The organism is Methylobacterium nonmethylotrophicum, from assembly GCF_004745635.1.
Taxonomy (GTDB): Bacteria; Pseudomonadota; Alphaproteobacteria; order Rhizobiales; family Beijerinckiaceae; genus Methylobacterium; species Methylobacterium nonmethylotrophicum.
In genome coordinates, this window is sequence record NZ_SRLB01000039.1 from 46,727 (window position 1) to 59,476 (window position 12,750).

The 12,750-nt window shown below is 72.2% G+C and carries 10 protein-coding genes; 5 read left to right on the forward strand and 5 right to left on the reverse strand.

Going from position 1 to position 12,750, the window contains the following annotated elements; translation table 11 throughout:
* Nucleotides 1-11: 11 nt before the first annotated feature.
* The 5 genes from EU555_RS31140 to EU555_RS31160 all read right to left on the reverse strand — a co-directional run bounded on the left by EU555_RS31140 (nt 12) and on the right by EU555_RS31160 (nt 7,297).
* Nucleotides 12-566 carry a MarR family winged helix-turn-helix transcriptional regulator gene (locus EU555_RS31140; protein ID WP_135419218.1) on the reverse strand — a complete coding sequence of 185 codons (555 nt, stop codon included), beginning with the start codon at nt 564-566 and terminating at the stop codon, nt 12-14.
* A gap of 119 nt (nt 567-685) precedes the next feature.
* Nucleotides 686-2,062, reverse strand: coding sequence for an MFS transporter (locus EU555_RS31145; RefSeq protein ID WP_135419219.1), 1,377 nt, complete (start codon nt 2,060-2,062; stop codon nt 686-688).
* A 504-nt stretch (nt 2,063-2,566) separates the two neighbouring features.
* Nucleotides 2,567-4,309: a thiamine pyrophosphate-binding protein gene (locus EU555_RS31150; RefSeq protein ID WP_135419220.1), complete on the reverse strand. Its 1,743-nt coding sequence runs from the start codon at nt 4,307-4,309 to the stop codon at nt 2,567-2,569.
* 116 nt (nt 4,310-4,425) lie between these two features.
* The gene (locus EU555_RS31155) at nt 4,426-5,988 is read right to left on the reverse strand and encodes a class I adenylate-forming enzyme family protein (RefSeq protein ID WP_135419221.1); all 1,563 of its coding nucleotides are present in this window, start codon (nt 5,986-5,988) and stop codon (nt 4,426-4,428) included.
* A gap of 283 nt (nt 5,989-6,271) precedes the next feature.
* Nucleotides 6,272-7,297 (reverse strand): TRAP transporter substrate-binding protein, encoded by a 1,026-nt coding sequence (locus EU555_RS31160; protein WP_135419222.1) that lies wholly within the window; start codon nt 7,295-7,297, stop codon nt 6,272-6,274.
* 157 nt (nt 7,298-7,454) lie between these two features.
* Between EU555_RS31160 and EU555_RS31165 the strand changes: the two genes are divergently transcribed.
* From EU555_RS31165 to EU555_RS31185, 5 genes are all read left to right on the forward strand, one after another.
* Complete coding sequence (locus EU555_RS31165; protein WP_135419223.1) at nt 7,455-8,174, forward strand: GntR family transcriptional regulator; 720 nt, start codon at nt 7,455-7,457, stop codon at nt 8,172-8,174.
* A gap of 532 nt (nt 8,175-8,706) precedes the next feature.
* Nucleotides 8,707-10,554 carry a DEAD/DEAH box helicase gene (locus EU555_RS31170; protein ID WP_135419224.1) on the forward strand — a complete coding sequence of 616 codons (1,848 nt, stop codon included), beginning with the start codon at nt 8,707-8,709 and terminating at the stop codon, nt 10,552-10,554.
* A 307-nt stretch (nt 10,555-10,861) separates the two neighbouring features.
* On the forward strand, nt 10,862-11,677 hold the full coding sequence (locus EU555_RS31175; protein ID WP_135419225.1) for a tellurite resistance TerB family protein: 816 nt from the start codon (nt 10,862-10,864) through the stop codon (nt 11,675-11,677).
* A 74-nt stretch (nt 11,678-11,751) separates the two neighbouring features.
* Nucleotides 11,752-12,459: a septum site-determining protein MinC gene (gene minC / locus EU555_RS31180; protein ID WP_135419226.1), complete on the forward strand. Its 708-nt coding sequence runs from the start codon at nt 11,752-11,754 to the stop codon at nt 12,457-12,459.
* A 116-nt stretch (nt 12,460-12,575) separates the two neighbouring features.
* The coding region (locus EU555_RS31185; protein ID WP_167858722.1) for a nucleotide-binding protein at nt 12,576-12,750 on the forward strand (175 nt) is incomplete at its 3' end.

Sequence of the window (12,750 nt, forward strand, 5' to 3'; positions counted from 1 at the left end):
GTCCTCGGCTGTCAGTCCTCGTCCGCCGGCCGGGAAGGCGCCACCGGAGACGCGTCGCGGGTCAGGGCTTCGGTCAGCCGCTTGAGGTGGTTCAGGAACTGCGCCCGCTCGTCGGGCGCGAACACGGCATTCAGCCGGGCGTCGTGCCGGGCCGCGCAGGCGGCGAGCTGAGCGAGCTTCGCCCGGCCGGCCGCGGTCAGGGCGATGCGGCGGCCGCGCCGGTCGTGCGGATCCGGCGCGCGGGCGATCAGGCCGCGGCGCTCGAGGTCGTTCAACAGCGGCGTGAGCGTGCTCTTGTCCCGGCCGACCGCGGCGCTGAGCGCCGTCTGGCCGATGCCCGGGTTGTCGCCGATGAGCTGCATCAGGGCGTAGCGGCCGGGGCGCAGGCCGGTCTCGCCGGCGAGCGCGCTGAAGGCCTGGAACGAGGCATCCTGAGCGAGGCGCAGGTTGTAGCCGATCGCGTCGCCGAGCCAGCCGAGGCGGACCGGGCCGTCGGCCGGAACCTCCGCACAGGGCGCCGCCTCGTCGGGGCGCGCGTCGTCGGGGGCGGCGTCTGGCTTCGACATCGGGGGAGATCCGGCGCGGGACGGCGGGGACGGCAGGGGCCGTCCCGTTCTCGTCCCGGCCATACCCGCCGGCGTCGCCGTCGCCAAACCGGAACCGGCCCGCTCCACCGCGTTCGCCCTCACGACCCGGCCACCGCGCTCCGGGCCCCGACCGCGTCCGACGCCCGGGGCGCCGCAGGGATGTGCCGGCCGACCACCGCGAGGGCGACCGCGACGCCCGCCATGGCGAGGCCGAGCATCACCAGGTAGCCGGCCGCTCCCCCCGCCGTGATGATGGCGGCGCCCGCGAAGGCGCTCAGGATCGCCCCGAGACGGCCGAAGGCCAGGGCGGCGGCGGTGCCGGTCGCCCGCACCGCGGTCGGATAGACGTGGGCGCAGACGGCGTACATCGTCGATTGCGTCGCGTTGGCGAAGAACCCCTGCAGGGCGAAGCCGGCGATCAGCAGCCCGGTCGCCTGCCGGATGTCCACCGCCATCAGGGCGAAGGCCGTCGCGGCACCGCCGATGCAGCAGGCCAGCAGCGGCCCGCGCGAGCCGAGGCGGGTGATCGCGACCGCGCAGAGGAGCGCGCCGAAGACGCCGCCGAGGTTGTAGGCGGTGAGCCCCGACCCGGCGACGCCGACGTCGAGCCCCTCGGCGACCAGCATCGTCGGCAGCCAGCTGAAGGCGCTGTACACGGCGAGCAGGTTGAGGAAGAACGCGAACCACAGCGCCAGGGTGTCGCGGGCCCGCCCCCGCTCGAACAGGGCGGCGACGCCCTCGCGGGTCTCGACGCGCTGCTCGCGCGCATCGGTGAAGGCCGTGCCGGCGGGCGTCGGGCGTGCCATGCGGCCGAGGAGGCGCACCAGCTCGGGCCAGCGCCCGGGCCGGCGCACGAGGTAGCGGGGCGATTCGGGCAGCGCCACGATCAGCACCAGCCCGAGCACGACCGGCAGCAGGCCGCCGAGGAAGAACAAGGCGCGCCAGCCGAAGGCCGGCAGGACATGGCCGGCGAACAGCCCCGCCAGCATGCCGCCGAGGGGCACGCACACGATGGTCGCCGTGATGGCGAGCGTGCGCCGCCGCGCCGGGGTGAATTCCGCCGTCATCGTGGTGGCGCTCGGCAGGGCGCCGCCGATGCCGAGCCCGGCGACGAAGCGCAGGATCCCGATCTCCCACAGGTTGCCGGACAGCCCGATGGCGCAGGTCGACAGCCCGAAGAGCAGCACGCTGCCGATCACCGCCCAGCGCCGGCCGAACCGGTCGGCGAACAGGCCCGCACAGGCGCTGCCGATCCCCATGCCGACGAGGCCGGCCGCGAGCGCCGGGGCGAAATCGCCCCGGGTGATGCCCCATTCCCGGATCAGCACGGGAATGGCGAAGCCGATGAGCTGGCCGTCGAACCCGTCCATGACGATCGACAGGGCGGCGAGCAGCGCAGCGGTCTTCTGCACGGCCGTCCACGGCCCGGTATCGAGGATCTCGCCGATATCGGCGGCGGGGCCGGTCCGGGTCATGCCGACGCCTCCCTCCGGCACCGGGTGGCAGGACGCCGCGCAGGCGGGCGCGGCTCGGCCGACAGGGCGATCATGGGGTTTCCTTCCCGGAACGGCGCCGCTTGCTGCGGGCTCTTCGGCGATGCTTGCGGAGTCTTGGCATCGTGTCAAGTTGGTAGGCATACCAACTAATTGGCCGTGACGCCGAGCAGCTCCTGCGCCCGTCCTCCCCCGAATGCCGCCTGCCGTGCGGCCAGGAGCAGCGCGACGAGGTCGCCCGGGGGCGTCCCGACGTCCGCCGGACGCAGGGTGGCGCTACCGATCCGCGGAATCCGGATGCCGAACGACCCGGGTCCGCGAGAACCGGGCGCAGCGGCGCCCGCTCGGTTCTGGAACACCCGCGCCTCTGGCTTCCGGGCGTCGCCGCGCGGCTCCGGATCGACCCCGTGGGTCTCGGATCGGTCCGCACCCGTCGAGCAGGCTCTGTCGAAGCAAGCGGCGCAAGACGGGCTACGCCAAGACGGGCTACGCCACCTGCTCGCCCCGCCGCTTGCGCTCCGCGTCGTCCCACGCGGTGAGCGGCTGGTAATCGGGCACGAAGCCAAGGCCCTTTCGGGCATCCGACGACACCGCCGCCTGCGAGGTGGTGACGTCGATGAGCGCCGGGGCGTTGGCCAGGGCCCGCTCGATCGCCGCCGGAAGGTCCTCGGGGCGCTCGACCCGCTCGCCGTGGGCGCCGAGTGCCCGCGCCATCGCGGCGTAGTCGGAATCGGCCAGCAGGGTCCCGACGACGCGGCCGCCGTAATTGAACTCCTGGTCGTAGCGCTCGATGTTCCAGGCGGCGTTGTTCGACACGATGATGACGGGCTTGGCGCCGTGGCGGACCGCCGTGTCGATCTCCATGGCGTTGATGCCGAAGGCGCCGTCGCCGGTGACGCAGATCACCTGCCGGTCCGGATAGGCCAGCGAGGCCGCGGTGGCGTAGGGCACGCCGACGCCGAGGCAGCCGAAGGCGCCCGCATCCATGTAGGTCCGCGCCTCGAGGCCGACCCGGGCGAAGCTCAGGAGGTCGCCGCCGTCGGCCACCGCGATGTAGTTCGGCGCCGCGACCTTGCGGATCGCGTCGAAGATCGCCGCCGGGTGGACGCGGCCGTCGGCTCCCGTCTGCTGGACCTTGCCCCCGGTCGAGCGCTGGCGGTGACGTTCCCTCAGGCCCTTGGCCCAGGCCGTGTCGAGGGCGGGAGCCCGGTTGCCGGCGGTGTCGACGATCGCCGACAGGGCGAGCGCCGGGGTGGCGAGCAGCTCCGGCTCGCCGCGGCGGTTGTCGACGAGTTCGCCGGCGGTGTCGGCGATGCGCACGAAGCGGGCATTCGGAAACACCGCCGGCGAGCCGTAGCCGAGCTGGTAGTCGAGCTTGCGCCCGATCATCAGGACCACGTCGGCCTCGGTCATCGCCGCGGCCCGCATGGCGCCGACGGTGGAGGGATGCTCGGGCGGCACGAGGCCGCGGCTCTCCTGGGTGTCGAGGTAGACCGCGCCGAGCGCGTCGAGGAGGCGCACCAGCGCGGGCCCCGCGGTCCTGGCGCCGCGGCCGCTCACCACCAGCGGGCGCCTGGCGCCCCAGAGCACGTCGACAGCCTGCGCCACCGCGGCCGGATCGGGCGGCAGGACACGGGGCGCCTTGGGGCGCATCCAGTCGTCGAGCACCAGCTGCGGCGGCACGTGGGCGCGCAGCACGTCGGTCGGGATCTCGACATAGACCGGGCCGGGCTCAGCCAGATCGCCCATGGCGCGGGCCACCGCCTCGTCGAGCTCGCGGATCACCTGGTCGGCGACCCGGGCCGTGCGCGACTGGCGCGTGACCGGCCGCAGGATGTCGACGTGGGGGATGTCCTGGAGCGGGCCGAGATTGGCCTGCGGCCGCGAGGTGCAGCCGCCGATCAGCAGCACGGGGACGCGGGCGAGCGAGGCGTTGGCGATGCCGGTGACGCAGTTGGTGACGCCGGGCCCGGCCGTCGCCATGCAGACGCCGAGCTCCCCCGTCAGCTCGGCATGGGCGTGGGCCATGTGGACGGCGGCACCCTCGTCGCGCACGTCGATGATGCGGATGCCGAGGCGGGCGCAATGGTCCCAGATCGGCTGGATATGGCCGCCCTGGAGCCCGAACACCCGGTCGACGCCCCGGGCCTTCAGGAACCGGGCGATCCAGGCGGCGCAGGAGTGCGAATCCGCGTTGAGGTCCTGGACGGTGTCGGCCGGCTGGCTCATGGGGTTTTCCTCCCTGTGTTGTCATTCGCGCCTTCGCGGCGTCTCTCCCCTCTCCCGAGTGGGAGAGGGGATCCCACGCCTCACAATCGTGGGAATGCGTCAGCAGACGACGCCCACTACCCCTCCCCCCGCACCAGCCGCTCCTTCAGCTTGCGGTGCAGGTTCTTGCCCGTCGCGGTGCGGGGCATCGCCGCGTCGGCCATGAAGGAGATCGTGCGCGGGCGCTTGAAGCCGGCGAGCCGGTCCTTGCACCAGCCGAGGATCTCGGCCTCGGTGGCCGAGGCGCCGTCGCGCAGCACGATCACCGCGTGGACGCGCTCGCCCCAGGTTTCGTCCGGCAGGCCGACGACCGCGACGTCGTGCACCGCCGGGTGGCCGCCGAGCACGGCCTCGACCTCGGAGGGATAGATGTTCTCGCCGCCGGAGATGATCATGTTGCTCTTGCGGTCGACGAGGTGGATGAAGCCGTCCTGGTCGCGCCGGGCCATGTCGCCGACGGTGCAGTACTCGCCGCGGAAGGCCTCCTTCGTCTTCTCAGGCAGCTTCCAGTAGCCGTCGAACAGGTAGGGGTTCGAGCAGAACAGCTCGCCGGCCTCGCCGTCCGGCACCTCGTTGCCGGCCTCGTCGAGCAGCCGGATCGGCGCCGAGCCGACGCATTCGCGGCCCACCGAGCCGAGCTTGGTGAACTGCTCGGGCGGGTGCAGCATCGTCGCCCAGCCGACCTCGGTGGCGCCGTAGAGCTCGTAGAGCCCGGAATTGGGAAACAGCTCCATCACCGCCCGCTTCGTGTCGGGCCGGGCCGGGGCCGAGGAGATCATCAGGCGGGTGATGCGGGTGAGGTCGTGGCGCGCCAGCGCGTCCCGGCTCAGACCCAACATCATCGCGTAATGGGTCGGCACGAGGGACGTGAAGCTGGCGCCGCCCTCGGCGAGCGCCCGCACGCAATGCTCCGGGTCGAAGCTCTTGCGCGAGTAGACGGAGGTGACGCCGCCGCAATAGCTGAAGGCGCCGAAGAAGTAGAGCGAGTTGGCGTGGCACATCGGCATGACCAGCAGCGCCGTATCGCGCCGGTGGATGCCGAGCTCGATCTCGGTGACGAGCGACAGCATGGCGGCGCCGCGGTGGCTGCGGATCGCTCCCTTCGGCTTGCCGGTCGTGCCCGAGGTGTACATCAGCATCCAGGGATCCGCCGGATCGACGGCGATCCCGGGCTCGTCCTCGCGGGCCTTGGCGATCAGGTCCTCGTAGGACGAGAAGCCGGCCGGGCAGGATGCCTGCCCGAACCACACCACCCGCGATTCCGCGATCGGCAGGTCGGCGCGGATCTCCTCGATCGTGCCGGCCAGCTCGTCCTGGAGGATGAGGCCTGAGACCTCCGCATCCTCCAGGATGTAGCGCACCTCCGGCCCGACCAGCCGGAAGTTGATCGGCACCGCGACGAGGCCGGCCTTCGCCATGGCCGGATAGAGTTCCAGCCACTCGACGCAGTTGTAGGCCAGCACCGCCACCCGGTCGCCTTTCCGCAGGCCGAGGCCGAGCAGGCCGTTGGCGAGGCGGCAGGCGCGGGCGTTCCACTGGCGGAACGTCATCGCGCGCTCGAGGTCGCGCGCGCCGATCCGGTCGGGCTGCAGGCGGGCCTGGACGGCGAGCATCTGCCCGGGCGTGAGCACATCCCTCATCGTGGCGGTCCTCGCTGCTTTCGTCCTGCTCAGGCGTGCGTGTCGATCTTCGAACGGTCCATTCCACCCGCGACCTCATCCTGAGGTGACCGGCGATCGGAGATCGCACGCGATCATCGATCGCCGGGCCTCGAAGGAGGGCTCCAGATGTCTGTGCGATCCCGGGAGCCCTCCTTCGAGGCCCACTGACGAGCGATCTTCGATCGCCAGCACCTCAGGATGAGGTCGAGGGTAGGATGGCGGAGACTGCCGGAACCGGCCGTAACGACTGCGGCTCGGCCCCTCAGCCGATATCCCCGGCATATTTCTGCACCAGCGCCCAGGCCTCCGGCCCGAACTTCTCGCGCCACTGGCCGTAGAACTTCGTCGCCTTGAGCGCGGCCTGGAAGGCGTTGGGGTCGACGGCGTTGAAGGTGAGCCCCCTGCCCTCCAGCTCCTTCTGGGTGTCGCGGTTGGCCTGGGCGATGTCATCGCGCTCCTTCAACGCCGCGGCGTTGAGGTGCTTCTCCAGGATTACCTTCACGTCGGCCGGCACGCCGCGCCAGACCCGGCCGCTCGCCATCATCCAGAACCCGTCCCAGGCGTGGTTGGTGAGCGAGCAGAACTTCTGCACCTCGTAGAACTTGGCGAAGTTGATCAGCGCCAGCGGGTTCTCCTGCCCGTCGGCGATCTTCGTCTGCAGCGCCGAATAGGCCTCGCTCAGCGGGATGCTGACCGGGGCGGCGCCGAGCGCCGAGAACATCGAGACCCAGAGCGGCACCACCGGCACGCGGATCTTGAAGTTCTTGAGGTCGTCGGGCGTCCGGATCGGCTTGGTGCTGGTGGTGATCTGGCGGAAGCCGTTGTCCCAGGTCGTCTCGAAGGGAACGAGGTTCGCCTTCTCGATCGCCCGGCGAATGTAGCCGCCGACCTCGCCGTCCATCGCGGCCCAGACCTTGTCGTAGCTCGTGAAGGCGAAGCCGATGCCGGTGAGCGAGGTCGCCGGCACGAGGGTCGACACGACGGTGCCGGGGAAGGTCGCGAGCTCCAGCGCCCCGGAGCGGATCTGGGACAGCATGTCCGAGTCGCTGCCGAGCTGGTTCGACGGGAAGAGGCTGATCTCGACCGCGCCGTTGGTGTCCTTGGCGATCGCCGCGATCGCCTCCTTGAGGCGGACGTTCAGCGGGTGCGGGACCGGCAGGTCGGTGCCGAGCTTGAAAGTGAGCTTCTGCCCCTGCGCCAGGGCCGGACGCGGGAAGGCACCGGCGGCGAGCGCGGTCGTTGCACCGAGGCCGGTGGCGAGCAGGTGCCGCCGGTGAAGACCCATCATGGCGTTCCTCCCTCAGAGAATCCCGGCGCCGTCGATCCGGGTCCGTCCCGCCGCTGCGGCTATAGAATTCGGAATTCGAATTTGGAATTCGGTATTGCACGGGTGTCCGGTTTGCGCAACATCTCTGTCGAGAGTTCTGCGTGAGGGGGACCCGGCCATGGCCGGCCAGACGGACAGCCGCAGCCTGACGCGCCACCGGCTCGTCGAGCAGGTCTACGGCGCGATCTTCAGCGAGATCACCGAGGGGCGGCTGCCGCCCAACACCCGGCTGATCCAGGACGAGCTGGCCGACGCCTACGGGGTGTCGCGACAGCCGGTGCAGCAGGCGCTCCTGCTCCTGCGCAACCACGGCATCGTGCGCGACGCGCCCCGCCGCGGGCTGGTGGTGGCGCCGCTCGAGGCTTCGTTCGTCCGGAACCTGTACGAGGTGCGCGGCGTGCTGGAGGGGCTGACGAGCCGGCTCGCCGCCGAGCGCAATGCGGCCCGCGCCGGGCGTGAGGGTCCGGCCCTCGTCGCAGCGGGGCGCGAGGCGGTGCGGGACGGGTCGGTCGCGCAGCTGATCGCCGCCGACATCGCCTTCCACCGCTTCCTCGGCGAGATCGCCGAGAACCCGATCATCGTCGAGACGGCCGCGCCCCACTTCAACCACCTGCAGCGGATCATGGGCGAGGTGCTGCGGGAGGACGAGGCGATGCCGCACCGCATCTGGGAGGAGCACGCGGCGATCCTCGAAGCGGTGGCGGCGGGCGAAGCTGAGGCCGCCGACCGGCTCTCGCGCCAGCACATCGCCCGGGCCGCGACGATCTTCGTCGACCGGCTGCGGGCGCAGGAGACCGCCTCGGCGGAGGAGGCCAGCCGCCGCCGGGTGCGGCGCTGAGCAGGGTTCGCAAAAGTGGCCGCCGGTTTTGGGATAAAACCCCGCGACACGACAAAAAGCCCAAGCGGACGAAGCGCTGGCCCGCCCACGCTGCACGGCACGGCATGAAGGCCGCAGGCTTTCATGTCTCCTAGCCGCAAACCTCATCCTGAGGTGTCAGTCGATCAGAGATCGGCTGACCTCGAAGGAGGGTTCCAGAAACCTCGCGATCCCTGGAGGTCTCCTTCGAGGCCGAGCGATCGAAGATCGCCGGTCGCCTCAGGATGAAGGCGTGGGTGGGAAAGGACAATGCCGCGGTAAAACTCCCAGCGTCGTTACCGTGTGGCCTGCCGACGCAAGTCGGCTGAGCGGCAAGCCGCGGGCCAGGACTCCGGACCGGTCCGTCGGCGCCGCCTCGGGGGCCGGCCCGGATCGTCAAGTCCCCCGGAAGAGGATCCCTGTGGGGAACGCGCGAATTCCGGGCCGTCCCCGGGATTCACAACCGGGCCGGGCTCCGGCATGGTCCGGCCATGGTTCGCGACTCCTTTTCCGCGTGAGCGCTCCGTCCCGTCCCCTGCGCAGCCACCAGCGCAGCCTGTTCGAGCTCGTGGCCGCGCTCGCCCGCGGCGAGGCGTCGGGCATCGCCGACATCCTGGCGGCGGTGACGCCGGGGGGCGGCAAGTCGCTGCTGCCCGTCATCGCCGCCTCGAAGCTGATCGGCGCGGGCCTCGTCGACCGGGTGGTCTGGGTCGTGCCGCGGGACTCCTTGCGCCTCCAGGCCGAGGAGGCCTTCGCCGATCCGGCCTGGCGGGCGGCTTTCGGCCACGCCCTCGCGGTGCGGGCGGCCGACAACGCGCCCGACCCGAGCCGGGGGCTGTCCGGCTACGTCACCACCTACCAGGCGGTGGCGGCGGCGCCCGCCCTGCACTTGTCCGAAATGCGCCGCCACCGCACGCTCCTCGTCGTCGACGAGGTGCACCACCTGCCGGCCCTCGCCGACGGGGAGGCGGACGGGGCGGCGAACGAAGCAGCGTCGTGGAGCCGGGCCCTGCTGCCGCTGTTCCGCGAGGCGCGCCTGCGCCTGCTCCTCTCCGGCACCCTCGAGCGGGCGGACGGGCGGCGCATCCTGTGGCTGCCCTACCGCACGGTCGAGGGTGCACCGGTGCCGGACATCGAGGCGCCGGGCTGGGCGGTGATCGGCTATTCCCGCGCCGAGGCGCTCGCCGAGAAGGCGGTGCTGCCGGTGAATTTCGGCGCTCTCGACGGCGAGGCGAGCTGGCTCGAGGGCGGGCGGACGGCCGGCCAGGCCCGGGTCGGCCCGCACCGGCTCTCGGGCCCGGGGCCCAGCGCCACCACCCGGCCGGCCCTGTTCACGGCGCTGCGCACGGGCTTTGCCCGCGACCTCCTGCGCGAGGCCTTCCACGCCACCCGCCGCCTGCGGGCGGAGCGGCGCCGCCGCCTCGGCCTCGGGCCGGCGCAAGCCGTGCGGGGCCTCGGCAAGCTCCTGGTCGTCGCGCCCGACCAGGCGAGCGCCCAGAGCTACCACGCCATGCTGCAGGCCTGGATGCCCGAGGAGCAGGCCCAACGGGACGTGCGCATCGCCACCTCGGCGGAAGCCGACGCCCACGCGGCGCTCGCCGCCTTCCGGCTGACGCCCGAGCCCGCCGTGCTGGTGACGGTGGCGATGGCCTATGAGGGGCTCGACGCTCCCGAGGTCGCGGTCGTGGCGGCCCTCACCCACATCCGCTCCCGGCCCTGGCTCGAGCAGATGATCGCCCGGGCGACCCGCGTCGACCCGCATGCGGGCGACTATGCCGACCAGCACGCCCTGGTCTTCCACCCGGACGACCCGCTCTTCGCCCGTTTCCGGGCCCGGATCGAGACCGAGCAGGCGACGGCGACGCGGCCGCGCAAGCGCCCGGTCGGCGCCGCCTCGCCCGAGCCGACGCCGCTGGCGCGCGAGACCGACGAGGGGATCGTCCCGCTCGAGAGCAATGCCCTGGGCCTGCGCTACGCCATGCTGCGGCCCGGCCCCGCCGTCGCGATGGCGCGACTGGGGCCCCAAGCGGACGCGGCGGAGCCCGCACCGGTCCCGCCCTCGCGGGTCGAGCGGGCCCTGCGCGCCCGGGTCGCCGCCATGGTGACGGCGCAGGCGGTGGAGGACGAGGCCGAGCTGCGCCTGCCCCGCGGCGGGCCCCTGCCCCACCGCTACAACGCGGTGCTCAAGCGCCTCTTCAACAACAAGAGCCGGGCCGCCATGACCGCCGAGGAGCTCGAGGCGGCGCTCGCCTGGCTCGAGCGCAACCGGCTGCAGGACCACCTGCACCTTCTCGAGGGCGACGCCCGCTACGCCTGGAGCGCGCGCCGGCGCTGGGCCGGGGCGGAGCGGCGGCCGGGGTGACGATGTCTGCCTGACGAGCCCCGAGACCAGGAAGTCGCGGGATCCCCTCTCCGGTGTGGGAGAGTGGTAGGGGTGAGGGTGGCGACGGTTTAGGCATGTCCTGACCCGTCCCGCTGACAGCGCGATGTTCGGCGCTTTTCTTGGAACCGTCGCCATCCTTACCCCTGACCCCTCTCCCACACGGGAGAGGGGAAGGCGCTTGACTTGAGAGCGGAAGAAAAATTTTCGGCGTCGCCGTATCCGTCCTGCCCTTGCGGGAGCGGCGGGCCACACCATCTCCGATTGCCAACGCAAGAGGAGCCCGCCGATGTTCGACGCCAAGCGCCTGCTCGACCAGTTCCTCGGCGGCCCGCCGCGCGGCGGGTCCTACGGCCAGCCTCCCGGCCAGATGCCCTATGGCCAAGCGCCCTACGGCCACGCCCCCTCGCCTCTCGAGCAGGTCGCCCGCTCCCTCGGCAGCGGGGGCGGCAAGGCGGCCGTTCTCGGCGGCCTCGCCTCGCTGGTCCTCGGCGGGCGCCGCGGCCAAGGCGGGTTCGGATCCTCCGGCTACGGATCGGGCCTCGGCGCGGGCGGGCGGATCGGCGGCCTCGCCCTCGTCGCCAGCCTGGCCTACCAGGCCTACCAGAACTGGCAGGCGAATCAGGGACACGCCCAGGGCCGGGGCGCCGCACCCGCCCGCGCCGGCGGCTTCATCCCCTCGGCCGAGGAGGCAGCGGCGATGCTCGGCGGCTCGCGCTTCGCCCCGGCCTCGGCGGCCGAGGAGCAGGACCGCGCCCGCGCTCTGCTGATTGCGATGATCACCGCCGCCAAGGCCGACGGCCACATCGACGCGGACGAGCAGCGCCGCATTTTCGGCGAGATGGACCGGCACGCTCTCGATGCCGACGACAAGGCCTTCCTGATGGACGCGCTGCGGGCTCCGGTCGACGTCGAGGCGGTGGCCCGCCTCGCCCGGAACCCGGAGCAGGCGAGCGAGATCTACGCCGCCTCCCTGATGGCGATCAGCGTGGACACGCCGCAGGAGCGGGCCTATCTCGATCACCTCGCCCGCCGGCTCGGGCTCGATCCGGGCCTGTCGCGACACATCGAGGCCACGCTGGCCGCGGCGGCGTCGCAAAGATGAAGACTTCGTTACGGTTGTTAACCAATCGCTAACCATCGGGCGCGCCTGATGGGCTGGTAACGAGTCGTAAAGACGTGACCAGCCAGACACAAACCCGCCCACCGATCCGCTTCCGTGGCCGCTCGTTCCTGGCGGTCGTGTTAGCCCCCGAGGCGCCGATCGAGGATTGGCTCGCCGACCTCGACGCCCTTGCCAAGCGCTCTCCGGCCTTCTTCGCCGGCCGCGCGGTGATCCTGGACGTGACCACCCTGGCCCCGAGCCCGGACGCGCTCAAGGAGCTGGTGGCCGCCCTCAACCAGCGCGACATACCGATCATGGGGATCGAGGGGGCGGGCGGCGGCTCCCTCGGCCCCGGGATGCCCCCGCCCCTCAATGGCGGCCGCCCCTCCGGCGAGGTGGCGATGCCGGAGGACGGCCCCGCCGCGGCCCCGGCGGCCGAGAAGGCGACGGGCGCCAAGTCGCTGATGCTGGAAAGCCCCGTTCGCTCCGGCCAGGCGATCCTTTTTCCCGAGGGCGACGTGACCGTGATGGGCTCGGTCGCCTCGGGCGCCGAGATCATCGCGGGCGGATCGATCCACATCTACGGGGCTTTGCGCGGCCGCGCCATCGCGGGGGCCGCCGGCACGCCGGGCGCCCGCATCTTCTGCCGCAGGTTCGAGCCCGAGCTGCTCGCGATCGACGGCCTCTACCGCATCGCCGACGACATCGACCCGTCGCTGCGCGGCCGCGCCGTGCAGGTCTGGCTCGACGGCGACGCGATGCGCACCGCCGCGCTCGACTGACGTCTCCGCCCGGGGGCCCCGCGGCAACGCACCCGCGGACAGGGCAAGAGCGAGAAGAAAACACACGCAGCGGCCGCGCCGGCCGCGACTTCGATCCGATCTCTCAAGGGGTTCCAATGGCCAAAGTCATCGTGGTGACATCCGGAAAAGGAGGGGTGGGCAAGACCACCACGACGGCAGCGTTGGGCGCGGCCCTGGCCCGCACGGGCCAGCGCGTCTGCGTCGTCGACTTCGACGTCGGCCTGCGCAACCTCGACCTCATCATGGGCGCCGAGCGCCGCGTCGTCTACG